20 protein-coding genes are annotated in these 22,032 nt (G+C 66.1%); 12 read left to right on the top strand and 8 right to left on the bottom strand.

Going from position 1 to position 22,032, the window contains the following annotated elements; genetic code table 11:
• Positions 1-54 precede the first annotated feature (54 nt).
• Positions 55-822: a S1 family peptidase gene (locus QQL87_RS32120; protein ID WP_284423086.1), complete on the bottom strand. Its 768-nt coding sequence runs from the start codon at positions 820-822 to the stop codon at positions 55-57.
• A 92-nt stretch (positions 823-914) separates the two neighbouring features.
• Here QQL87_RS32120 and QQL87_RS32115 point away from each other — a divergent pair, with 92 nt between their 5' ends.
• The gene (locus tag QQL87_RS32115) at positions 915-1,550 is read left to right on the top strand and encodes an HAD-IA family hydrolase (protein WP_284423085.1); all 636 of its coding nucleotides are present in this window, start codon (positions 915-917) and stop codon (positions 1,548-1,550) included.
• 92 nt (positions 1,551-1,642) lie between these two features.
• Here QQL87_RS32115 and mtnA read toward each other — a convergent pair whose 3' ends face one another.
• The 3 genes from mtnA to QQL87_RS32100 all read right to left on the bottom strand — a co-directional run bounded on the left by mtnA (position 1,643) and on the right by QQL87_RS32100 (position 4,002).
• Positions 1,643-2,749 (bottom strand): S-methyl-5-thioribose-1-phosphate isomerase, encoded by a 1,107-nt coding sequence (gene mtnA, locus QQL87_RS32110; RefSeq protein ID WP_284423084.1) that lies wholly within the window; start codon positions 2,747-2,749, stop codon positions 1,643-1,645.
• Between the two features lie 15 nt (positions 2,750-2,764).
• A complete protein-coding gene (locus tag QQL87_RS32105) occupies positions 2,765-3,640 on the bottom strand; it encodes an S-methyl-5'-thioadenosine phosphorylase (RefSeq protein WP_284423083.1) in 876 nt (291 codons plus the stop codon).
• An 89-nt stretch (positions 3,641-3,729) separates the two neighbouring features.
• Positions 3,730-4,002, bottom strand: coding sequence for a phosphopantetheine-binding protein (locus QQL87_RS32100; RefSeq protein ID WP_284423082.1), 273 nt, complete (start codon positions 4,000-4,002; stop codon positions 3,730-3,732).
• Positions 4,003-4,335: 333 nt separating this feature from the next.
• On the opposite strand from QQL87_RS32100, the gene QQL87_RS32095 reads away from it, so the two are divergent.
• Genes QQL87_RS32095 through QQL87_RS32085 form a run of 3 tightly spaced genes read left to right on the top strand, consistent with a single transcriptional unit; the run spans position 4,336 to position 7,484 of the window.
• Positions 4,336-5,562, top strand: coding sequence for an acyl-CoA dehydrogenase family protein (locus QQL87_RS32095; RefSeq protein ID WP_284423081.1), 1,227 nt, complete (start codon positions 4,336-4,338; stop codon positions 5,560-5,562).
• A gap of 39 nt (positions 5,563-5,601) precedes the next feature.
• Positions 5,602-6,564: an amino acid--[acyl-carrier-protein] ligase gene (locus QQL87_RS32090; RefSeq protein WP_284423080.1), complete on the top strand. Its 963-nt coding sequence runs from the start codon at positions 5,602-5,604 to the stop codon at positions 6,562-6,564.
• A 38-nt stretch (positions 6,565-6,602) separates the two neighbouring features.
• Complete coding sequence (locus QQL87_RS32085; RefSeq protein WP_284423079.1) at positions 6,603-7,484, top strand: acyl-CoA acyltransferase; 882 nt, start codon at positions 6,603-6,605, stop codon at positions 7,482-7,484.
• A gap of 1 nt (position 7,485) precedes the next feature.
• Here the strand turns inward: QQL87_RS32085 and QQL87_RS32080 are convergent, their stop codons facing one another.
• Positions 7,486-8,373, bottom strand: a complete 888-nt coding sequence (locus QQL87_RS32080) for a branched-chain amino acid aminotransferase (protein WP_284423078.1) — start codon at positions 8,371-8,373, stop codon at positions 7,486-7,488.
• A 140-nt stretch (positions 8,374-8,513) separates the two neighbouring features.
• Between QQL87_RS32080 and QQL87_RS32075 the strand changes: the two genes are divergently transcribed.
• The 5 genes from QQL87_RS32075 (at position 8,514) to QQL87_RS32055 (ending at position 13,728) form a co-directional block, all read left to right on the top strand.
• The gene (locus QQL87_RS32075) at positions 8,514-9,485 is read left to right on the top strand and encodes an alpha/beta hydrolase (protein WP_284423077.1); all 972 of its coding nucleotides are present in this window, start codon (positions 8,514-8,516) and stop codon (positions 9,483-9,485) included.
• A gap of 150 nt (positions 9,486-9,635) precedes the next feature.
• Positions 9,636-10,940 carry an O-acetylhomoserine aminocarboxypropyltransferase/cysteine synthase family protein gene (locus tag QQL87_RS32070; RefSeq protein ID WP_284423076.1) on the top strand — a complete coding sequence of 435 codons (1,305 nt, stop codon included), beginning with the start codon at positions 9,636-9,638 and terminating at the stop codon, positions 10,938-10,940.
• Positions 10,941-10,952: 12 nt separating this feature from the next.
• On the top strand, positions 10,953-11,933 hold the full coding sequence (gene metA, locus QQL87_RS32065) for a homoserine O-succinyltransferase MetA (RefSeq protein WP_284423075.1): 981 nt from the start codon (positions 10,953-10,955) through the stop codon (positions 11,931-11,933).
• A gap of 90 nt (positions 11,934-12,023) precedes the next feature.
• Positions 12,024-13,265: a DUF763 domain-containing protein gene (locus QQL87_RS32060; protein WP_284423074.1), complete on the top strand. Its 1,242-nt coding sequence runs from the start codon at positions 12,024-12,026 to the stop codon at positions 13,263-13,265.
• 4 nt (positions 13,266-13,269) lie between these two features.
• Positions 13,270-13,728 (top strand): NUDIX hydrolase, encoded by a 459-nt coding sequence (locus QQL87_RS32055; protein WP_284423073.1) that lies wholly within the window; start codon positions 13,270-13,272, stop codon positions 13,726-13,728.
• A 23-nt stretch (positions 13,729-13,751) separates the two neighbouring features.
• Here the strand turns inward: QQL87_RS32055 and QQL87_RS32050 are convergent, their stop codons facing one another.
• Both QQL87_RS32050 and QQL87_RS32045 read right to left on the bottom strand, forming a co-directional pair.
• Entirely contained in the window at positions 13,752-15,449 is a 1,698-nt protein-coding gene (locus tag QQL87_RS32050; RefSeq protein ID WP_284423072.1) for a methyl-accepting chemotaxis protein, read from the bottom strand.
• Positions 15,450-16,322: 873 nt separating this feature from the next.
• Positions 16,323-17,540, bottom strand: coding sequence for an MFS transporter (locus tag QQL87_RS32045; protein ID WP_284423071.1), 1,218 nt, complete (start codon positions 17,538-17,540; stop codon positions 16,323-16,325).
• Positions 17,541-18,041: 501 nt separating this feature from the next.
• Between QQL87_RS32045 and QQL87_RS32040 the strand changes: the two genes are divergently transcribed.
• Entirely contained in the window at positions 18,042-18,581 is a 540-nt protein-coding gene (locus QQL87_RS32040) for a leucine-rich repeat domain-containing protein (RefSeq protein WP_284423070.1), read from the top strand.
• 300 nt (positions 18,582-18,881) lie between these two features.
• Here the strand turns inward: QQL87_RS32040 and QQL87_RS32035 are convergent, their stop codons facing one another.
• The gene (locus QQL87_RS32035) at positions 18,882-19,655 is read right to left on the bottom strand and encodes an EAL domain-containing protein (protein WP_284423069.1); all 774 of its coding nucleotides are present in this window, start codon (positions 19,653-19,655) and stop codon (positions 18,882-18,884) included.
• Between the two features lie 266 nt (positions 19,656-19,921).
• Between QQL87_RS32035 and QQL87_RS32030 the strand changes: the two genes are divergently transcribed.
• Positions 19,922-20,860, top strand: coding sequence for an isoaspartyl peptidase/L-asparaginase family protein (locus tag QQL87_RS32030; protein ID WP_284423068.1), 939 nt, complete (start codon positions 19,922-19,924; stop codon positions 20,858-20,860).
• 436 nt (positions 20,861-21,296) lie between these two features.
• On the top strand, positions 21,297-22,031 hold the full coding sequence (locus QQL87_RS32025) for a Crp/Fnr family transcriptional regulator (protein WP_284423067.1): 735 nt from the start codon (positions 21,297-21,299) through the stop codon (positions 22,029-22,031).
• The last annotated feature ends 1 nt before the right edge of the window (position 22,032 follow it).

The following is a 22,032-nucleotide window of genomic DNA, read 5'->3' as shown; positions in this document are numbered from 1 at the left end:
ATCCCGACGATGGTCAACCCGCGACGCGCGGCAGCCACCCTGCCTTGAACGATCTCAATTTCCGCCGAGCGGCATGCCCCATTGCCGCGCGGTCTGCACGATCCAGTCGCGATACAGCGTGAGCGGCGTGACGCCGGTCATGCCGCCGCAGCCATCCGCCAGATCAGGTCCGGTCGACCACGAGATGACGCCGATCAGCACCTGCGCTTGCGCCTGCGTCTCGAAGGCAGGCCCGCCGGAATCACCGGTGCAGCCGCCGAGCCCGGGCTTGGCGCCTTGCGTCGCCGGATCGACGAGGCGGATCTGCAGCGTGCCGGGCTTGCCGGTCGCGACCAGTGATGCGGCGCGCACCACGCCCCCGCTCTTGCCGTCGCCCGGCAGTGCGACGCCGATGCCTGCGACCGTGAACGCATTGCCCGCCGCCAATGGCGGCTGCGGCACGCCGAGCGCAGCCGGGACGCGCTCTTTCGGCGCCGCCTCCAGCTCCAGCAATGCGACATCGGCGGTGGCGCGGTGGGCCTGAATGGATTGCGCGCTGAAGCTCGGATGCACGGCCACGCGCCGGACCGTCTTGAGAACAGGCTTGCGATCGCGATCGTATTCCACGATGCGGTAATCGACACCCGGCTGCACGCAATGACCGGCGGTCAACACCAGTTTCGGGGCGATCAGCGCACCGCTGCAGAAATTGCCGCGCGAGCCGACGATGGTGACGACGGAGCGTCCGATACCGTCATTCAGCGCAGGCGCGTTGCCGACGATGGCAACGGCCGGCGACGAGAGCAGCAAGGCGGCAGTGATGGTCGCAGGAAGCAGCTTCATCGCGGCAGCAATAGCGGCTGCCGGCGATATCGCCAAGTGCGGCGTCTCGTGTTAGCGATCACTCAGGGGATCGAGCGAAGGATGAGACTGACATGGTCGAGGCGGTGATCTTTGATTTCGGTGGCGTGATGACGACATCGCCGTTCGAGGCCTTCGCGCGGTTCGAAAAAGAGCGCGGCCTTCCCGTCGACATCATCCGCAACACCAACGCCGCCAACCATCTCGAAAACGCCTGGGCGAAATTCGAGCGCGCCGAGATTGATCTCGACACGTTCGATCGCCTGTTCGCCGAGGAGTCGCTGGCGCTCGGTGGCGCCGCCGTCAACGGCCGCGAGGTGCTGCCACTGCTCGCGGGCGACCTCCGCCCCGACATGGTCGAGGCGCTGCGTCGTATCAAGTCGGAGTGCAAGACCGGCTGCATCACCAACAATCTGCCGGCCAACGCGATCGGCAGCCAGGGTGGACGCTCGTTCTACGTCGCGGAGGTAATGGCGCTGTTCGACCACGTCATCGAGTCCGCCAAGATCGGCCTACGCAAGCCCGATCCGCGGATCTATCAGATGATGACCGAGGCCCTCGGCGTCAGCCCAGCCGACTGCGTCTATCTCGACGATCTCGGCGTCAACCTGAAGCCGGCGCGCGAGATGGGCATGACCACGATCAAGGTGGTCAGCGCGCAGCAGGCGCTGACCGAGCTCGAAGCAGCGACAGGACTCACCCTGCGCTAATCGTCACTGCGCGGCGCTCCTGCGCCGAAGCAATCCAGGCTTGTTGCATGGCCCTGGATTGCCTCGCTTCGCTCGCAATGACAGAAACACTGCTAATCGGTGATTGGCTTCGTCCGCTCCGGAAACGCCGCCGCCAGCGCCGCGCCGTCAGCCTGCAGCACGCCACGCTCGGTGATCAGCCCCGTCACCAGCCGTGCCGGCGTCACGTCGAATCCGTAGTTCGCGACCGCTGACCCCGGCGGCACGATGCGCACGGTCTCGATGCGGCCATCAGCGGTGCGGCCGGTCATCTCCGTGACCTCCTGGGCGCTGCGCTGCTCGATCGGAATCTGCCGTCCTTCGGCAACGGCAAAATCGATCGTCGGCGACGGCAGCGCGACATAGAACGGCACGCCATTGTCGTGCGCCGCCAGCGCCTTCAGATAGGTGCCGATCTTGTTGCAGACGTCGCCATTGGCGGCGACGCGGTCGGTGCCGACGATGGCGAGATCGACCATGCCGTGCTGCATCAGGTGGCCACCGGTGTTGTCCGGGATCACCGTATGCGCGACGCCGTGGTGCCCGAGTTCCCAGGCGGTGAGCGAGGCGCCCTGGTTGCGCGGCCGCGTCTCGTCGACCCAGACATGGACCGGAATCCCGCTGTTGTGCGCGAGATAGATCGGCGCCGTCGCGGTGCCCCAGTCGACGGTGGCCAGCCAGCCGGCGTTGCAATGGGTCAGCACGTTCACCGTTTCGCCGGGCTTCTTGCGGGCCGCGGCGGCCTCGATCAACGCGAGCCCGTGCGCGGCGATGCCCTGGTTGATGGTGACGTCCTCGCCTGCGATGTCGACAGCGCGTGCATAGGCGGCATCCCGCCGCTCCGACGGCGCCAGCCGACGCAGCATCGTGCTCATCGTATCGAGCGCCCATTTCAGGTTGATCGCGGTCGGCCGCGTCGCGATCAGCATCTCGTAGGCGCGGTCGATGCCCGGATCGGAGCGGTCGTCGCGCATCGCCAGCGCCATGCCGAAGGCGGCGGTGGCGCCGATCAGGGGCGCGCCGCGGACCAGCATGCTGCGGATCGCATCCGCGGCCTCCTCGCAGGTGGTGATCTTTGCCACCACGAGCTCATGCGGCAGCCGCCGCTGGTCGATCGCCGCGACCGACCAGCCGTCGGCATCGAGCCAGATGCTGCGGTAATGCTTGCCGTCAACCTTCATCCTCCGCCTCCAGGCTCAATGACGCAGAATGCGGCTGGCAACCGCATCGAGCTTCTTCAGAAGCTCGGGATCGCGCGCCTCGGGCGCCGTGATCAAGGCGGTGTCGAGCGCGCGGTCGGAGCCGATCGGGCACGGCTCATGCTCCCGCGGAAATTCGCGGGCGAGCCGCGCCACCAGCGCCTTCGCCTTGTCGGCATTGGTGGTGAGCACCCGGATGATGTCCTGCACCGTCACGGCGTCATGATCCGGATGCCAGCAGTCGAAGTCGGTCACCATCGCGACCGTCGCGTAGCAGATCTCGGCTTCGCGGGCGAGCTTGGCCTCGGGCATGTTGGTCATGCCGATCACGGAATAGCCCGATGTCTTGTAGGTCATGCTCTCGGCATAGGTCGAGAACTGCGGCCCCTCCATGCAGAGATAGGTGCCGCCACGGGCGACTGCGATGCCCTCGGCCTCGGCCGCAGCAGCGAGATGAATGCGCAGCCGCGGCGACACCGGATGCGCCATCGAGACATGGGCAACGCAGCCCTTGCCGAAGAACGAGCTCTCGCGCCTGTAGGTGCGATCGACGAACTGATCGACCAGCACGAAGGTGCCGGGCGGCAGCTCTTCCTTGAACGAGCCACAGGCCGACAGCGACACCAGGTCGGTCACGCCCGCGCGCTTGAGGACGTCGATATTGGCGCGGTAGTTGATGTCCGACGGCGACAGCCGATGGCCCCTGTCATGGCGCGGCAGGAACACGATCGGCAGCCCGGCAATGGTTCCACGGCGCAACGGCGCCGACGGCTCGCCCCAGGGGCTCGCGATCACCTCTTCGCGGGCCTCTTCCAATCCCGGCAGGTCATAGATGCCCGAACCGCCGATAATGCCAAGCACAGCCTTCGTCATGACGTCCCCATCTCCAACGGGGACGAGAATGCCAGTTTTGCGGCGGATTGAAAACAGCGGTGCCTGGGCCCAACGAGGCCTGTGACGGCCTAAGCCGCCTTGGCCGCCGCCAACTGACCGCTCACGAGGCGCTCGAGCGTCGCGACGGACTGGAAGTTCTCCGGCGTGATCAGCTCCTGCGGAATGGTGAAGTCGAACTCCGCCTCGATCCCCAGCATCAGATTGACCATGTCCATCGACGTCAGGCCGATGTCGACGAGCTTCACGTCCGTCGTCACATCGGCGGAAATCGAATTCTGCGCGAGAATGTCACGCACCAGCGTGACGATCCGCTTGCTGATATCGGCTTCGAAACTCGACATGCCCACCTCTCTTCCTTGCGACGTCAGGATCATCCGCCGACGCATCGGCAGAACGCGCAAGGAGACCTAACGCACGCAGTTGCCGAAAGGGTTACGCGGCGCCTCCTTTCGATTGGTGAATTCACTTTAACGCTAACGCGGTGCAGAGAATCCTCCTGATCAGAACAACTCGGAATTAACCCCTGCCCCGGGATTCCACGGCGTTTACCCTGAATTTCGTCGACGCATTTGAATCAAATCCATACCCTGCGTTGTGGTGCAGGGCATCGATGCACGCGACGACGTTCACGTGCCGATCTCTCAACAAGGCAACATCCGGAGCACAGATCGGTCATGACGCTTCAGGGAACCGCGCTTCGCAACCTGACCTCCGACGACGGTGAGAACCTTTTGCTCGATCGCAGCTCCTTGTTTGTGAAGCGGAGCAACGCCGTTGCCGCCCAGGCCGCAGCCGAGGCCGACGAGGTCGACCGCGAAGGCCGCTTCCCCAAGGCTGCGATCGATGCGGCACGCGAGCACAAGCTGCTCGGCATGCAGATTCCGGTCGAGTTCGGCGGCTTCGGTGCCTCGGTCCACGACGTCGCCGACGTCTGCTACGCGCTCGGCCGCGCCTGTGCGTCCAGCGCCATGATCTTCGCCATGCACCAGACCAAGGTCGCCTGCCTGGTCCGTCATGGCCGCGGCAATCCCTACATGGAATCCCTGATGCGCCGGATCGCAGCCGAGCAGCTGCTGATGGCGTCCTCCACCACGGAGGGGCAGAATGGCGGCAATATCCGCGCCAGCGCGGCTGCGGTCGGCCATGACGGCGACCGCATCACGCTGCTTCGCGATGCCACCGTGATTTCCTACGGCGCCGAAGCCGACGGCCTCGTCACGATTGCGCGGCGCGCCGACGGCGCCGCCGCGTCCGACCAGGTTCTCCTGGCGCTGACCAGGGACGACTACACGATCTCGCGCACGCAGGGCTGGGAGACGCTGGGCATGCGCGGCACCTGTTCGACCGGCTTCGCGCTCGAGGTGAACTGTCCGTCCGACCGGATGTTCACCGAATCCTACGACCGCATCCACGGCCAGACGATGACGCCGTTCGCGCATCTCAGCTGGTCGTCGGCTTGGGCCGGCATCGCCGCCGCTGCCGTGCAGCGCGCGCAGCGCTTCCTGCGCAAGGCAGCACGCGGCGCTGGCGGACAGATGCCGCCGGCCGCGGCGCACTACACCGCGGCGAAGATGGCGCTGGCGCGGCTGCGCGCGATGATCGTCACCAACATGGATGCCTTCGTCGCGCACGAATATGACGAGCGGGCGCTCTCGTCGCTCGATTTCCAATCCTCGATCACGCTTCTCAAGGTGCAGGCCTCGGAGCTCGCGGTCGAGACCGTCATGCATGCGATGCGCGCCTGCGGCCTGTCCGGCTATCGCAACGACGGCGAGTTTTCGATCGGCCGTCACCTCCGCGACGTGCTGTCGGCGCCGATCATGATCAACAACGACCGCATTCTGTCGAATATCGCGACCGCGAACCTGATGAGCGCGGTGCCCGCCTCGCTGTTCGAATGATCGTGCCGATTGCCGCCAGTTCCCATTAGGATTTGAACAATGACGATTCCCGTTCTTCCGCAGTCGCCCGAGATTGCCCCCCAGCCGGTCGACGCCCTCGATCATCTCACCGATGCGTTGTTCCACCGCATGGGCGCGGACGGCGTCTATGCGCGCACCGCGCTCTATGAAGGCGTGGTGGAGCAGCTCACCGCGCTGATCACCCGTCATCGCGAGAGGGGCACCGAGGTGATGCGCTTTCCGCCGGTCATGAGCCGGGCGCAGCTGGAGAAGTCCGGCTACCTCAAGAGCTTTCCCAATCTGCTCGGCTGCGTCTGCGGCCTGCATGGCACCGAGCGCGACATCCACGACGCCGTCGCCCGCTTCGACAGAGGCGGAGACTGGACGACGTCGCTGTCGCCGGCCGATCTCGTGCTGTCGCCCGCGGCCTGTTATCCGGTCTATCCGATCGCGGCGAGCCGCGGCGCGCTGCCGGTCGGCGGCCTGCGCTTCGACGTCGCCGCCGACTGCTTTCGTCGCGAGCCGTCGCGCCATCTCGACCGGCTGCAGTCGTTCCGGATGCGCGAATATGTCTGCATCGGCACACCGGACGACGTCTCGGCGTTCCGCGATCGCTGGATGACGAAGGCGCAGGCGATCGCGCGCGACCTCGGCCTGGCGTTCCGCGTCGATCATGCCAGCGATCCGTTTTTCGGCCGCGTCGGCCAGATGAAGGCGGTGAGCCAGAAGCAGCAGTCGCTGAAGTTCGAGCTGCTGGTGCCGTTGCGCTCGGAGGAGCAGCCGACGGCCTGCATGAGTTTCAACTATCATCGCGAGCATTTCGGCACGACCTGGGACATTGCTGACGCCGAAGGCGCGCCCGCCCACACCGGCTGCGTCGCCTTCGGCATGGACCGCCTTGCCGTGGCGCTGTTCCACACCCACGGCATCGACGTCGCGCGCTGGCCATCGGGCGTCCGCGAGGCGCTGCGGATGGAGCGCCAGCCCGACGTCGTCGGCTGACGTAACAGCAGCCGGGCGGGAATTGCGCAGGACATCTCATGACAGCGCTCAAGCCGCTGATCCGGTGCCGCGAGATCGAAGGCCACGATCTGGACGCGGTGGCCGATCTGCTCGCCCGCGGCTTTCCCCGGCGATCCCGCGACTACTGGTCCGGCGGCCTGCAGCGCCAGGCGACGCGGGCGGTGCCTGACGGCTACCCTCGCTACGGCTACCTGCTCGAGAATGATGGCAGCCCGGTCGGCGTGCTGCTGACGATCTATCGCGACCGCGGCACCGCCGCGCGACCGCAGATCTGGTGCAACCTGTCGAGCTGGTATGTCGAGCCGGCCTTTCGCAACTATGCGACGATGCTGACCCGGATCGCACAACGGCGGCCCGAGGCGACCTACGTCAACATCAGCGCCGCTCGCCAGACCTGGCCGATCATCGAGGCGCAGGGCTTCCGCGCCTATTGCAGCGGCCTGTTGTTTTCCGTGCCGGCGATCTCGCTCGCGGGCCTGGGCGCGCGGGTCGAGCAGGTTGCGGCAGACATGCAGTCCGTGGCTGGCGTCCCGCCTCACGAAGCCGAGCTGCTGATCCGCCACGCGCGCCATGGCTGCCTGAGCCTCGTCGTCAGGTCGACACAGGGCGACATTCCCCTGGTGCTGCAGCAGGTCCGCATCCGCCAGGGACGTTTCGCGCTGCCGGTCATGCAGCTGATCTACTGCCGCGACATGTCCGACTACGTCGCTTGCGCCGGCGCGATCGGCCGCTTCCTGCTGCGGCGCGGATATCTGTCGATCATGATCGACGCCAACGGGCCTGTGGCCGGCCTCATCGGCATCTACACCGACCGCCGCGGCCGGAAATACATCAAGGGGCCTCAGCAGGCGCGGCTCGGCGATCTCAGCGACACCGAGCTTCCGCTCTATGGAGCCTGAGCTACGCGGCGGCCCTCGCTGCATGCGCATAGTCCCAATACAGCCGGCGCGCCCGGCTGAACACCGGGCCGATCGGCAGCACGCGATCGTCGATGCGAATGACCGGGGCGAGCTTGGCGAAATTGCCCGACGAAAAGATCTCGTCGGCGGTCAGGAAGTCGTCGTAACGCAGCGTGGCCTCAACCACGCTGACGCCGTCCCCGCGCAGCAGCTCGATCACGCGCTGCCGGGTGATGCCGTTGAGGAACGTGCCGTTCGGCACCGGCGTAAACACGACGCCATCCTTGACCATGAACACGTTGGAGTTGCCGAACTCGGCGACGTTGCCGAGCAGATCGAGCATCAGGCAATTGTTGAAGCCGCGCGAGGCCGCTTCGATCAGCGCGCGCGAATTGTTGGGATAGAGGCAGGCGGCCTTGGCGTCGACCGGGGCACATTCAGCCGTCGGCCGCCGGAACGGCGACAAGGTGATGGCATTGCCCGTCGGCTGCGGCATCGGCGCCTCGTAGATGCACAGGCACCAGTTCGTGGTCTCGGGATCGAACAGCACGCCGCCGCCAGCCCCGTGCTGCGCCCAATACATCGGACGGATGTAGAGTTCCGCCTTCGCGCCGAAACGCGCGATGCCTTCCCGTGCCAGCCCCATCCAGCTCTCGACGTCGACCACCGGCTTGAGCCGGAAATTGAGCGCGGACTGATTGACCCGCGCGCAGTGGCGATCGAGATCCGGCGTGACGCCTTCGAAGGCGCGAGCGCCGTCGAACACGGTGGACGCCAGCCAGGTCGCATGGGTCCGAACGCCCATGATCGGCGCGTTGCCCTCACGCCATTGCCCGTCGAAGAACGTCCAGGTCTGCGAGTAGCTGACAGGCTTGACGATAGGGGTCATGGCGAAGCTCCGTTCGGCAGAGATCGGTGTCTGCACTTCTGGCGTGGAGATTTTAAGGATCCCCTTGCCGCGCGCCTGCTCATCATCGATTCACGCTTGGCTGACACAATAGCCGACACCTTGGTTAACCTGGAACCCTGATGCCGCTCGACCCCCGCGCCCAGCGCCTGCTTTCGATGGTGGCCGCGGCTGCACCGGGAGGGCGGGAACGTCCGAGCCCCGAACAGCGACGTCAGTCGCTCGCGAAGCTGATGCAGCTCGCGCGCAACGATGTCGGCCCGGTCACGACCCGTGACGGCCGATGCGATGGGCCGGCCGGGGCCTTGCATTACCGGATGTATACGCCTGATCCAGGCGACAATATCGTCCACCGAGCCGCCGACGCCCATCTCCCCGGCTTCGTGTATTTCCACGGCGGCGGGCTGGTGGCGGGCGGCATCGACACCCATGACAAGGTCGCCGCGGCACTCGCTGTGGCCTCCGGATGCCGGCTGATCTCGTTCGACTACCGTCTCGCGCCGGAACACAAGTTCCCTGCAGCCGCGGACGATGCGCTTGCCGCGGTTGAGTTCGTCGTCCGTCACGGGGCTCTGCTCGGCATCGACAGCGACCGGGTCGTGGTCGGCGGCGACTCCGCCGGTGCGACGCTCGCCGCATTCCTCTGCCAGCACGCGGCAGCGGCCGGTGCCCCCGCGATCGCCGCGCAATGCCTGATCTGTCCCGTGCTCGACTTCTCCGCAGCCCGGCCTTCGCGCGAGCAGTTCGGAACCGGCTATCTGCTCGACAAGGTCACGTGGGAGGCGGATCTCGCCGACTATCTGTCCGCTGACGTTCCGCTCGACGATCCGGCCATTTCGCCGTTGTGCAATCCGAACCTCGCGGGGCTGCCACCCGCCGTCATCCACACCGCGGAGTTCGATCCCATGCGCGACGAAGGCAATGCCTATGCGGCGCGGCTCGCGACAGCGGGCGTCACCGTGGCGCATGTCTGCCACGGCGGCATGGTTCATAACTTCCATGCGCTGGGCGCCTTGCTGCCGCAGGCCAAACCGGCGCTTGAACTGATCGGACATCAACTCCGGTCTCTCCTGCAGAGCCCCGCATCGCGTTAATTCGAAGTTCATCGACCACATATCGTTAGGGTTATTTCGTCGTTCTTGTCGCGAATTATTGCCCGCTTTACGCCTGCCCTCCTACAACATCGGTACTCGCGGAATACGTGCAGCTCGCTTCGTCACTTGAAGCGGGCGTGGAGATCGCCGATGCGCAACGAGACGATTGCAATCCACGCCGGCTATGAGCCGGAGGCGACCACCAAGGCCGTTGCGGTTCCGATCTACCAGACGGCAGCCTACGCGTTCGACAGCGCCGATCACGGCGCAGCGCTCTTCAATCTCGAAGTCGAGGGCTACCGCTACAGCCGCATCTCCAATCCCACCACGGCCGTGCTCGAGAAGCGTGTCGCCGAGCTCGAAGGCGGCGTCGGCGCGCTTGCGGTCGGCACCGGGCAGGCGGCGCTGCACTTCGCCTTCGTCAATCTCGCCGACGGCGGCGGCAACATCGTCTCGGTGCCGCAGCTCTATGGCACGACGCACACGCTGCTCGGCCACATCCTGCCGCGGCAAGGCATCACGGGCCGCTTTGCCGACAGCGACCAGGCGGACGCGATCGAGCGCCTCATCGACGACAACACCAAGGCCGTTTTCGCCGAGACGATCGGCAATCCCGCCGGCAACGTCTGCGACATCGAGGCACTGGCGAAGGTCGCGCATCGCAACGGCGTGCCGCTGATCGTCGACAACACGGTGGCGACGCCGATCCTGCTGCGGCCGTTCGACTACGGCGCCGACATCGCGGTGCATTCGCTGACGAAATTCCTCGGCGGTCACGGTACCACGCTGGGCGGCATGCTGGTCGACAGCGGCAACTTCCCCTGGAAGGATCATGCCGACCGATTTCCTGCGTTCAGCCAGCCCGACGCGTCCTATCACGGCATGGTCTACGCCGATCATTTCGGTCGCAGCGCCTACATCCAGCGTGCCCGCAGCGTCTATCAGCGGACGATGGGCGCGGTGCTGTCGCCATTCAATGCCTTCCTGCTGCTGCAGGGCATCGAGACGGTGGCGCTGCGCATGGAGCGCCATGTCGAGAACGCGCGCAAGGTCGCCGAATTTCTCCGCAATGATCCGCGCGTGGCCTGGGTCAACTACACCGGATTTCCCGACAGCCCCTATTACACGCTGGTGCAGAAATATCTCGACGGCCGCGCCTCGTCGCTGTTCACCTTCGGGATCAAGGGCGGCATGGAGGCCGGCAAGGCGTTCTATGACGCCCTCAAGCTGATCACGCGGCTGGTCAACATCGGCGATGCCAAGTCGCTGGCCTGCCACCCGGCCTCGACCACGCACCGGCAGATGCCGCCGGACGACCAGCGCAAGGCTGGCGTGCTGCCCGAGACGATCCGCCTCTCGATCGGCATCGAGCATGTCAGCGACATCATCGAGGACCTCGACCAGGCGCTCGCGCAAGCCTGTCCTCGTCCGCACCAGCTGGATGCAGCCGAGTAGAGCCGTCAGCCGATGACCCTGCTGTTCGACCGACATCGCAGGATCACCAGCCCTGCCCTCGCGCCCGTGGACCATGACGGACGCGCGCGGCGATCGATCGAGCTCGCGATCGGTCTCGTCAACAACATGCCCGACAGCGCGCTGAAGGCGACTGACCTGCAGATCGCGCGCCTCCTGCAGCAATCCGCGCCGCGGCACGTCCGCATCCGCCTGCACTGCTTCTCGCTGCCGTCGATCGCGCGCTCGCAGACGGCCAGGAGCCATGTCGCCCAGAGCTACACCGACATCGACCGTCTCGACGGCCTCGGCCTCGACGGGCTGATCGTGACCGGGGCCGAGCCCATGGCAGCGACGCTGCGCGACGAGCCCTATTGGTCGGACCTGACCTCGGTCATCGACTGGGCCAGGACGAACACCCGCACGACGATCTGGTCGTGTCTCGCGGCGCACGCCGCGGTGCTGCATCTCGACGACATCGAGCGGCAGCGGCTCGCCGGCAAATGCTCCGGCATCTTCGACTGCGTTAAGGTTCAGGACGACTGGCTCACGCACGGCATCCACGCGCCGCTACAGGTGCCGCACTCCCGCCTCAACGCCGTCAACGAGCCGCTGCTGGCGGCGCGCGGCTACGACATTCTGACCCGGTCCGACCAGGTCGGCGTCGACATCTTCGCACGTTCGATGCCGAGCCGGTTCGTGTTCTTCCAGGGCCACCCGGAATATGACGCACTGTCCCTGCAGCGCGAATACATGCGCGATATCGCACGGTTTCTCGCCGGCCAGCGCGACGACTATCCTCGCCTGCCGGCCTCCTATTTCAGCACCGAGACCGAGGCGGTCCTCGACGCGTTCGAGAGGCGCGCCAGGGAAAAGCGGGACCCGACGATCGCGGCCGAGCTTCCCGGGCTGACGCTTCGTCCCGACCTCGCCGCCGAAAGCGCGGCGCGCGTGCTGTTCGGGAACTGGATCGGCCATCTCGCACAAACCGGATAGCGTCAAGGACCAAGGGCCACGCCCGGATGCATCGCACTTTGGCGCGCCATCTGTTAGATTGGCGCGACGCATTCGCTTTGCAAGGATCGCATGGCCCGACGCACCGGCAGCGCTGATCTTCCGCTCCATTCCGGGCGCGTCCCGGCGTGGCTCGGCACGCGCATGGCCTCGCTTGGCGCCATCATCACCCAGGCGATCGTGCACCATTACGGCCGCGACGAATTCCTGAGCCGGCTGTCGCATCCGTTCTGGTTCCAGTCGTTCGGCGCCGTCATGGGCATGGACTGGCATTCCTCGGGCATTACCACCAGCGTGATCGGCGCCCTGAAGCGCGGGCTGAAGCCGCTGTCCGGCGAGCTCGGCATCTTCGTCTGCGGCGGCCGCGGCGAGCATTCGCGCAAGACACCGGACGAGCTGCGGCTGCTCAGCGATCGGCTCGGCCTCGACGGCGAGGATCTGGTGCGGACCAGCAAGCTCGTCGCCAAGGTCGACAGCGCCGCCGTGCAGGACGGCTTCGATCTCTATCTGCACGGCTTCTTCGTCACCGCCGATGGCAAGTGGACCGTCGTGCAGCAGGGCATGAATGGCGAGGCGCGCCAGGCGCGGCGCTATCACTGGCATTCGCGCGATCTGGCGAACTTCGTCGATGCTCCACACAGCGCGATCGACGGTCCCGCCCAGGGCGAGATCGTCAACCTCACCGACAGGCGCGCCGCGCCGTCGCGCAACGCCCAGCTCGAGCTGCTGACCGAGCTCGGCCCCGACCGCGTCGTCACCGAGTTCGAGCGGCTGAGCGCGCCGGAGCCGGCGCAGGGCCTGCTCCCGCATCTGATCATGCCGGATCATCATGACGTCAGGCCGAAGGACGTGTTCGCCCGCAGGCTGCACGGCACGCTCGCAGCGGCGGCCGAGCGCGGCCCGGTGGATTTCCCCGAGCTGCTGCTGACGCCCGGTGTCGGCGCCCGCACCGTGCGCTCGCTCGCCATGGTCGCCGAAGTCGTGCACGGCGCGCCGTATCGGTTCACGGATCCGGCGCGGTTCTCGCTGGCGCATGGCGGCAAGGATCGGCATCCCTATCCGGTGCCGATCAAGGTCTATGACGAGACCATCCGCGTGCTCAAATCGGCGGTCGGACAGGCCAGGCTCGGCCGCGACGAGGCGATGTCGGCGCTGAAGCGGCTCGACGACCAGGCGCGCCGGCTGGAGCGCAGCGCGACCGGTCCGTCGCTCGACGCCTTCATCGCCACCGAGCGCGCGGCCTCGCCCGAGCTCGACGGACGCTCGGTGTTCGGCTGGGAGCGCGATCTCATCCAGCGCACCGGCGAGGCGTGAGGTCATGCCGGCGCGCAGCGCGGGCGTGCTCGCCTTTCGCCGAACGGCTGGCTCCCTCGAGGTGTTGCTGGTGCATCCTGGCGGACCGTTCTGGCGCAACAAGGATCTCGGCGCCTGGTCGATCCCGAAGGGCGAGTTCGGCGCGGGCGAGGACGCCGAGGCGGTGGCGCGGCGCGAATTCGCCGAGGAGCTCGGCACCAAGTTGAGCGCCGCTTTGATCCCGCTCGGCGCGATCCGGCAGCGCGGTGGGAAGGTTGTCGAGGCCTTTGCCGCCGAGATCGATCTTGATGCCGAGGCGATCACCAGCAACACGTTCGAGCTCGAATGGCCGCCGCGCAGCGGCCGCATCCAACGCATTCCAGAAGTGGACCGCGCCGCGTGGTTCGATCTCGCCGAGGCGAGGCGCCGCATCAATCCGGCGCAGGCCACGCTGCTCGATCGGCTCACTCAGATCGGCGGCTGAGCCACGCCCATCCGCCGCACACCTCACGCCGCCCGGACGTTGCCGAGGAAGTGGCCGGTCTGGTTCTTCAGCTCCTTCGACTGATGGCCGAGCTCGGCCGCCGCGCTCAGCACCTGGGCCGCGGCGGCGCCGACCTGGCCTGACGCCTCGCGGACGCCGGCGATGTGCTGCATCACGCCCTTGGTGCCCTGCGCCGCCTGCTGGACACTGCGCGCAATCTCCTGGGTGGCAGCGCCCTGCTCCTCGACCGCGGAGGCGATCGCCTCGGTGATCTCGTTCATCTGCCCGATCGTCGCGCCGATGTCGCGGATCGCGGTCACCGTCGAGCCGGTGGCATCGCGGATCGCCTCGATCTGGCTGGTGATTTCCTCGGTGGCCTTGGCGGTCTGCGCCGACAGCGCCTTGACCTCGTTGGCGACCACGGCGAAGCCCTTGCCGGCCTCGCCCGCACGCGCCGATTCGATCGTCGCGTTCAACGCCAGCAGGTTGGTCTGGCCGGCAATGGTCTGGATCAGCGCCATGACCTCGCCGATCTTCTGCGTGGCATGCACCAGCTTCTCGACCATGGCCTCGGTCTTGCTCGCCTGCTCGACCGCATTCTGGGCAATCGACGAGGACTGCGTGACCTGCTTGGCGATCTCCTGGATCGACGACGACAGCTGCTCGGCCGAACTCGACACCGTCTGCACGTTCTTCGAGGTCTGCTCGGCGGCGGACGCGACCTTCGCCGTCTGATCGGACGTACCGGAGACGATGCCGGACATCGACTGCGCCGATGACTGCAACTCGCCGGCGGCTTTCGTCGTGGTCTGGATCACGCCACCGATCGAGCGCTCGAACTCGTCGGCGATGCGCGCCAGCACCGCGCGCCGCTCCTCGGCCGCGCGCTGCTTCGACTGCTCCTGCTCGGCCCTCATGCGCTCGCTCTCAGCGAGATGATCCTTGAAGATCTGCAGGCTGCGCGCCATGCGGCCGATCTCGTTCCTGCGGCCGGTGTACGGCACCTCGAATCCGAGATTGCCCCGGGTCAGCTCGTCCATGACCGCGCAGGTTCGATCGAGCGGCGCGACGATGCCGCGACCAAGCCAGAACGCCACCATGCCGGCGACGATCAGGCCCGCCAGCCCGCCGAGGCCGGCCCACAACGCGCGCTGATAGACGACCGCGTCGATGTCGTCGACATAGACGCCGGCCTGGATCGCCAGCATCTTGTCGCCGCTGCCATAGGCGCCGACATACGACATCTTCGGCAGCTCGGTGGTTCCCCCGGCGCGCGGCACCCGATATTCGACGAAGCCACCGCCGGCGCGCGCCGCGCGCACGATGTCCTGGATCAGCAGCTTGCCGGTCGAATCCTTGAAGTCCCAGCGATTGACGTTGATGTATTTGGGGTTGGCGTGGACATAGGTCACGCCGGCATCCGACGTACCCGTTCCATAGACGCCGAGATAGTCCGAATACTGCCCCCAGCGCATCGCGCCGATCGCGGCGAAGGCCTGCTGCCGCGCCTGTTCCGGCGCGAGCTTGCCGGACGTCGCCGCAGCGTCATAGTAGCTGAGGACCTTCGTGGCGGAATCCACCAGATTGCGCACCATGGCCTGTCGTTCCTCGAGAACGGTTCCCCGCAGCATCAGGATCTGCATGGCGGAGACGGCGAACAGTGCAATCGACATCACGGCGATGATCGCCGCCAGACGCTGATAGACAGTCAGGTGTCGCATTTTCTGATTCTCATTGCATGGGCCGTATGCACGATACCAAGCGCACATTAATTGTTTGCTATCCGTGCTCACGGCGGCCCACGAACTAATTAGTCTTTGGAATGAGAAACATTCGTTTGCGCGAACCCTCACTAGGGGACAACCGACGCTTCGATCGCCGAAAAAGTAACATGTGATAGTGTCGACGCGATCACGCGGTCCGTTCGGCGGCCCGGCCTCGATCGACGGGCCCCCAGCCGATGGCAGACGCCGGTCGAGTTTCCCCCCGCCGAGTTCCACGAGGTCTTTGCATAGCTGCGCGTTGTCGCGACGCGCCGAGCGCCCGAGCTTTGTGCAATTCGGCCCTCGTGTCATCGAGGGCGCAGGGAAGACCAGGCATCGACTGATTCCTGCGGCCCCCGTGCGAAAGGAATGCACGGGGCAGGAACCACAGGTTCAGCCGAAATGACCCGGCCTTCCCTGCGCAATGGTGTTCCGGCTTATACGCGCTCTCCTCGGTGCACCGGGCTTGTTGGCCACCGTGCGCGACAGCACGCCTCAGGCTTGCTGCCGCGGGGATACCAGCTTCGGGGTATCAGGACCACGCGACTTCGCCGTCCGCACCGGCACCGCTCGTCAGTCGGCACCTGCACGTCCATCGCATCCCACCCCAACGCTCCTGACGATGCGCAGCGCCCCTCGTCGATGAGGCGGGACGACGCTAGACAATCACATTTTCCGATAAAGCGAAAGCCCGGATTTTGGGCGGCCGCATCTGGATGAGTCGATGTGCCTGCAGCTGCAGATGAACTTCCTGTCCTGGCGCAGGGGAATGTCTTGCGACGAGGCTGCCCGTCGCGCCGTTCGCAGGAGCCCCCTGGCCCGACGGGCGACTCAACCGGTCGTCTGGGGCGACACTGCCGCGGGCGCCGGCCGCCGCTGCCGCAGCAGCAGCAGCATCGCGACGGCGGCACAGGAGCACACCAGGCTCAGCGCCAGCGGCGCGTTGCTGCCGTAGCGCGTCAGCAGCTCGACCAGGATCGGCGCCGAGACCGCCGACAGCACGTTCATCGGCAGCCCGATCTGGGCGGAGGCCTTGGCGAACGCCGCCTTGTCGTAGAACACCAGCGGCATGGTCGCGCGCGCCACCGCCAAGGCGCCGGTGCCGAGACCATAGACCAGCATGAACATGGCGATCGCGGCATGCGAGCCGTGGCTCAGCATCAGCAGCAGCATCGCCACCGGCAGCGCCAACCCGGCGACGATCGCGGTGGTGATGCCGTCCCAGCGGCCGCCGCCGAGGAAATCGATCACGCGCGCGCTGATCTGGATCACGCCCAGCATCGAGCCGAAGCCGATCGCCTCCGCCGCCGACAGGCCCTCGGCCTTCAACAGCTCGATCAGCACCGCGCCCATGCCGAAGGCGACGAAGGCGTTGAGGCCGGAGGCGCCGACCAGCAGGTAGAACGTGCTGCGCGCCGGCCTGGACGCAGGCACTGAGGCCGCCGCGTCCGACGCGGGCGGCAGATGATCATGGACGCGCCGGGGCAGCAGGAACACGAACAGCGGCAGCGACACCAGCAGCAGCAGGCCGGCATAGACGAGGCAGGTGCTGCGCCAGCCGATATAGGCCGACAGCGCTGAGGTGACCGGCCAGAAGATGCTGCTCGACAGGCCGGTGACCAGCATCAGCGCCCCGATGGCGCTGCGCGCACGCAGGCCCGCGACCTCGTTGAGCACGATGTAGGAGGCGGTCGAAAGCGTCGCGCTGCCGGCGATACCGAGCAGCAGCCACGCCGCGTAATAGGACAGCGGCCCCTGCGCGACCGACAGCAGCGCATAGCCGGGCGCGGCGAGCACCGTGCCGGCGATCATCACCCGGCGGCCGCCCTGCTTGACGAAGGGGCGCGCCAGCAGGGGCGAGCACAGTCCCATCGCCATGTAGAGCACCGTGGTGCTGGCGAAGATCGCCGTCAGGTCCATCTCCAGGTCCGCCGCCATGGCCCGTCCGATCACCGCCGGCAGGCTGAGCGTGCCCCAGGCGATCAGCTGGGTGATGGCCAGGACGATGAGGACGCGCAGAATGGAGGGATCGGCGATGACGGGCGGCATGCGGCGGATTTTGGCACTGCAGGAGCTGGGGCGCCGGACGCGACGCACGGCGCGATGATGCTTTTAGAGCATTCCGGCCGCGCCAGCCCCGCTGTTTCGGAATTGCGGCCCGCCGCGGATGGGGGGCTGGGAAGCAGGGCTATCGCATTTGAGGTTCGCAGTTTTGCACTCGTCTCCCTCCCAGGCGTCATGGCCGGGCCTGTCCCGGCCATCCACGTCGTTCGGCATGCCGGGAACGACGTGGATGCCCGGGACAAGCCCGGGCATGACGGAGCAACAAATTGGCATGCATTGCTGCCGCAATGGCCCGATGTCTTCAAATGCGATAGCCCTGGGCTGGGGAAGGGAGCCACCTTTGGCGGCCACTTCCACCGAACCGGGGGACACCTGCCCGAGACAATGGACAGGCGCAGATCACATGCCTACCGTGCAGGATGGTTCGATGACCTGACCGAGGGCTGAGGGCCAACGGATCTGCGATTGAAGCTTTGAGACCGTTGCATGTTCGTCGCCTTCATCAGGGACAATTCGTCAGCATTCCCCGGTGTCGACAATCCCGAGTCCGTCTCTGCGCTGAAGATATGGAGCTGCAGTTTCGGGAGTTTCAGCTTTCTGTCATCTTTCAGAAATCTGAGAGAGCTGGCTATTCTTGCGTATCCCGATGCAGGCTTCGATCACCTTGCCCAATGTACGCAGCTCGTAAGCCTCAGCATCTGCCACTTTCCAAACGCGCATGATCTTGCGCCGCTCGGCCGCCTGCCGAACCTCGCCGCCTTGTCGCTGGCGACTTTGCCAAGCTGGGATTCGAGCGGCAAGGTTCAGACCGTCGAGTCCCTGGAGCCGCTTGCCGGGATCGCGTCGCTGCAGCATCTGGAATTGTTCGGCGTCCGGCCGCGCGACAGATCATTGGAACCGCTGAAATCCTGCAAGAATCTCAAATCGCTGCGCTGCTCCAAATATCCCAAGCGGGACGTCGCGCGCTTTTACGCGGAGACGGGATGCTCGGACGCGTTTTGTCCGCCGCCCACAATGATCCGCTAGCGCGCCTCCAACAGGTCGAGCGGAAACTCTGGCCACCAAGAAAGATTCAACGGCCGCAGCGGGCCGTATCATAGAGCGCAAACAGCTGGACCAAGGTCCAACGGCGGCTTCGGTGGCACGGCCAGACCGTAACTAAACGAAATGGCCCTTTCCTTTAATCAGGCAGACGCCCAATTAAAGGCTTGGAGAACATGAGCGGAACATGATGGGCCGTTTGGGCATTTTCTGGAGACGATCGGCGGGGCGAGCGCGTGCGCGCGTTTTGGCCTGCTCCGCGGCGGCGATCGCGGATGCGCAGGCTCAGCCCGCTGCCAGGTCCCGCGCCGGCTCGGCGAGCCACGCCACCTCGGGCAGCGTCATCAGCGCCGGTCTTGCGAAGTAATAGCCCTGGAACAGGTTGATGCCCGCAGAGCGCAGCACGGTGAACTCCGCCTCGCTCTCGACGCCCTCGGCCAGCACCTCGATGTCGAGCTGGCGCGCCATGGCGGCGACGCCCGACACGATCACCTGCTTGGCGGGATGGCGATGGATGTCGCGGAGCAGCTCCATGTCGATCTTGATCAGGTTCGGCTGCAGCCGCGCCAGCAGATTGAGGCCGGCATAGCCGGCGCCGAAATCGTCGAGCGCGGTCCAGAAGCCGAGCTCCTTGTAGCTCTTGACGATGCGCTCGACATGATCGGGGCTCGCCATGCGCTCGTTCTCGGTGAACTCGAACATCAGGTTCTCAGCCGGAAAGCTGGCGCGCTTCGCCGCCGCCAGCGACTTCTGGATGCAGGCGCGCGGCTCGTAGACCGCGTTGGGCATGAAGTTGATCGACAGCCGCGCGCTCGGGTCGTCGAACAGGCGGCCGGCGGTCTCGATCGCCAGCACCCGCGCCGACTGGTCGAACTTGTAAAGCTGCATCTCGGTGAGCTGGCTGAGCACGCTGTGGGCGCTCTCGCCGTTGGGCCCGCGCACCAGCGCCTCGTAGCCCCAGATCCTGTGCGCGCCGACATCGACGATCGGCTGGAACGCCATCTTGAAGGCAAACGGCAGCTCGGTTCCGTCGGCACAGCCTGCGCATGCGCCAGCCATGATCTTCTCCGTGGTGATCTCCGGGAGACTACGGACACCGCCTTAACAAACCGAGAAGGATCGCACGCCTTCCGCGCCGCATCGATCTCCGCTTCCGCGCGCCGCGACGGCCATGTCCGTCATCGCTCGCCGAGCTCCACGGGATGGACGAAGCCCGGTGAAGATGCAAATTTCGGCCGACACAGCAGCTATGCCCGACGTCGCACGACCCAATCATGACCGTATCGGCCATGCCTGCACGGATCACTCGACTCCAGGATGACGTCATGTCCACAATGCCCGTTCTCGCGCTCCATGGTGGGGCCGGCACCATCCGCCGCGATCTGATGACAGCGGAGCGAAAGGCCGCCTATCATGCCGGCCTGCGCGCCGCCCTGGAGGCCGGGCACGCGATCCTGCGCGATGGCGGTACGGCGCTCGATGCAGTCACCGCGACAGTGATGGCGCTCGAGGACGATCCGCTGTTCAATGCCGGACGGGGCGCCGTCTACACCTCTGACGGCACCCATGAGATGGATGCGGCCATCATGTCGGGCACAGATCGCGCCTGCGGTGCCGTGGCCGGCATCTGTGGCCCTCGCCATCCCGTGCTCGCCGCGCGCGCGGTGATGGAGACGACCGGGCACGTGCTGCTCACCGGCGAGGGCGCGCGCCGCTTCTGCCGCGAAGCCGGTCTCGAGCACGCCGACCCCAGCTGGTTCGCCACGCCCGAGCGCCGCGCCTCGCTCGAGGCGGAGATGGCGCGCCGCGCATCCGGCATTCCCGACGACGGCGACGACGCGCGCAGGCACGGCACAGTCGGCGCCGTCGCCCTCGACATCCATGGCCATCTCGCCGCGGCGACCTCGACCGGCGGCATGACGGCGAAGAAGCCCGGCCGCGTCGGCGACAGTCCCATCTTCGGGGCCGGCACCTGGGCGGATGATCGCACCTGTGCGATCTCGGCAACCGGCCATGGCGAGATCTTCATCCGTCATGCGGTGGCGCATGAGATCGATGCGCGCATGCGTCTCGCAGGGCAATCGCTCGCGACGGCGGCCCACGATGTCGTGGCGGAGATCGCCCCCTTCGGCGGCTCGGGCGGACTCGTTGCGATCGACGCCAAGGGAAACGTCGCCCTGCCCTTCAACTGCAGCGGCATGTACCGCGCCTGGACCGGTCCGGACGGACGCATCCACACCGCCATCTACAGCGACGAGGACTGAGGGTCGACGGCATTCGTCTCGGATCGGCGGGGCCGTTTTCAACAACAGCTGTTGGCGAAGGTGTTCGTCCGCGTCGATGGACGCATCATGCAGGACATGCCGGCCGCTGCTGGCTCCGGGGCGAGACTGAGCAGAATTGCTCAGTTTCCATGACGATGATCACGGCGCGCCGTCGTTTCATCCCGTCAGCGTGCTTGCGCACTCACGCCGGCGAGCATGGATTCAACCGGTTCCTGCGCATCTAATGAGTTGGTTGCTCGCCCCGGGAACCAGCGTTCGCAACGCCGTCCTACAGATCCATTTGAGCATCCGTCGCGAAATGCAGGCGACTTCGCTTTCAAACGGTCCTCCAAGACGCTATGCTGACCGGCGCATACGCCAGTCGCGAGACCGGGTTCCGGTTGTTTCGGCTCTCGCGCGTCAGCCGGGAGACCCCATGGCAAAGCAGGTCCTCGCAAAGCAGCCGGCAAGCAGAAAGCGACCATTCGATCCGTCCGTGTTCCTGAGAACCGCAGGCGCTGGACGGACGATCGGAAAATATCGAAAAGATCAGCAGATCTTTTCGCAAGGCAGTGCGGCAGATGTCCTGTTCTATATCATATCCGGAACGGTCAAGATCGTCGTCCATTCCGAGCAGGGCAAAGAGGCCGTCATTGCAATCCTCGGCCCCGACGACTTTTTCGGCGAGGGCTGCCTGGCCGGACAGACGAACCGGCTGTCTGCGGCGTCTGCCATCACCGAAAGCGAGATTTTGCGGATCACCAGATCGGCGGCGCTCAGCGTGCTGCGCGAGCAGCCGGCGTTCTCTGAAATATTCGTCTCGCATATCCTGGCACGGACGATCCGCGTCGAGGCCGACCTCATCGATCAGCTGTTCAATTCGAGCGAGAAGCGGCTGGCGCGGGCATTGCTGCTGCTGGCGAATTTCGGGAATGATGGAAAACCGCAGCGCGTCATCGCGAAGGTCAGCCAGGAAATGCTCGCGGACATGATCGGCACGACGCGCTCACGCGTCAGCCATTTCATGAACAAGTTCCGCAAGCTTGGGTTCATCGACTACAATGGCCACCTCGAGATCCACAGCTCTCTGCTGAACGTCGTTCTGCACGATCAGCCGCATATCTCAGGCGTCAAGTCGGCCGGGGGCAAGACTCAGGAAAATATCGACTGAC

It is taken from the genome of Bradyrhizobium sp. SSBR45G, assembly GCF_030159255.1.
In the GTDB taxonomy this organism is placed as follows: domain Bacteria; phylum Pseudomonadota; class Alphaproteobacteria; order Rhizobiales; family Xanthobacteraceae; genus Bradyrhizobium.
This window is presented reverse-complemented; position numbering and strand designations above follow the sequence as displayed.

What these genes read in the sequence shown, in the direction of transcription:
- QQL87_RS32120 (WP_284423086.1), bottom strand. Translation starts at nt 822, where the DNA reads ATGAAGCTGCTTCCTGCGACCATCACTGCCGCCTTGCTGCTCTCGTCG.
- QQL87_RS32115 (WP_284423085.1), top strand. Translation starts at nt 915, where the DNA reads ATGGTCGAGGCGGTGATCTTTGATTTCGGTGGCGTGATGACGACATCG.
- mtnA (WP_284423084.1), bottom strand. Translation starts at nt 2,749, where the DNA reads ATGAAGGTTGACGGCAAGCATTACCGCAGCATCTGGCTCGATGCCGAC.
- QQL87_RS32105 (WP_284423083.1), bottom strand. Translation starts at nt 3,640, where the DNA reads ATGACGAAGGCTGTGCTTGGCATTATCGGCGGTTCGGGCATCTATGAC.
- QQL87_RS32100 (WP_284423082.1), bottom strand. Translation starts at nt 4,002, where the DNA reads ATGTCGAGTTTCGAAGCCGATATCAGCAAGCGGATCGTCACGCTGGTG.
- QQL87_RS32095 (WP_284423081.1), top strand. Translation starts at nt 4,336, where the DNA reads ATGACGCTTCAGGGAACCGCGCTTCGCAACCTGACCTCCGACGACGGT.
- QQL87_RS32090 (WP_284423080.1), top strand. Translation starts at nt 5,602, where the DNA reads ATGACGATTCCCGTTCTTCCGCAGTCGCCCGAGATTGCCCCCCAGCCG.
- QQL87_RS32085 (WP_284423079.1), top strand. Translation starts at nt 6,603, where the DNA reads ATGACAGCGCTCAAGCCGCTGATCCGGTGCCGCGAGATCGAAGGCCAC.
- QQL87_RS32080 (WP_284423078.1), bottom strand. Translation starts at nt 8,373, where the DNA reads ATGACCCCTATCGTCAAGCCTGTCAGCTACTCGCAGACCTGGACGTTC.
- QQL87_RS32075 (WP_284423077.1), top strand. Translation starts at nt 8,514, where the DNA reads ATGCCGCTCGACCCCCGCGCCCAGCGCCTGCTTTCGATGGTGGCCGCG.
- QQL87_RS32070 (WP_284423076.1), top strand. Translation starts at nt 9,636, where the DNA reads ATGCGCAACGAGACGATTGCAATCCACGCCGGCTATGAGCCGGAGGCG.
- metA (WP_284423075.1), top strand. Translation starts at nt 10,953, where the DNA reads ATGACCCTGCTGTTCGACCGACATCGCAGGATCACCAGCCCTGCCCTC.
- QQL87_RS32060 (WP_284423074.1), top strand. Translation starts at nt 12,024, where the DNA reads ATGGCCCGACGCACCGGCAGCGCTGATCTTCCGCTCCATTCCGGGCGC.
- QQL87_RS32055 (WP_284423073.1), top strand. Translation starts at nt 13,270, where the DNA reads ATGCCGGCGCGCAGCGCGGGCGTGCTCGCCTTTCGCCGAACGGCTGGC.
- QQL87_RS32050 (WP_284423072.1), bottom strand. Translation starts at nt 15,449, where the DNA reads ATGCGACACCTGACTGTCTATCAGCGTCTGGCGGCGATCATCGCCGTG.
- QQL87_RS32045 (WP_284423071.1), bottom strand. Translation starts at nt 17,540, where the DNA reads ATGCCGCCCGTCATCGCCGATCCCTCCATTCTGCGCGTCCTCATCGTC.
- QQL87_RS32040 (WP_284423070.1), top strand. Translation starts at nt 18,042, where the DNA reads ATGTTCGTCGCCTTCATCAGGGACAATTCGTCAGCATTCCCCGGTGTC.
- QQL87_RS32035 (WP_284423069.1), bottom strand. Translation starts at nt 19,655, where the DNA reads ATGGCTGGCGCATGCGCAGGCTGTGCCGACGGAACCGAGCTGCCGTTT.
- QQL87_RS32030 (WP_284423068.1), top strand. Translation starts at nt 19,922, where the DNA reads ATGTCCACAATGCCCGTTCTCGCGCTCCATGGTGGGGCCGGCACCATC.
- QQL87_RS32025 (WP_284423067.1), top strand. Translation starts at nt 21,297, where the DNA reads ATGGCAAAGCAGGTCCTCGCAAAGCAGCCGGCAAGCAGAAAGCGACCA.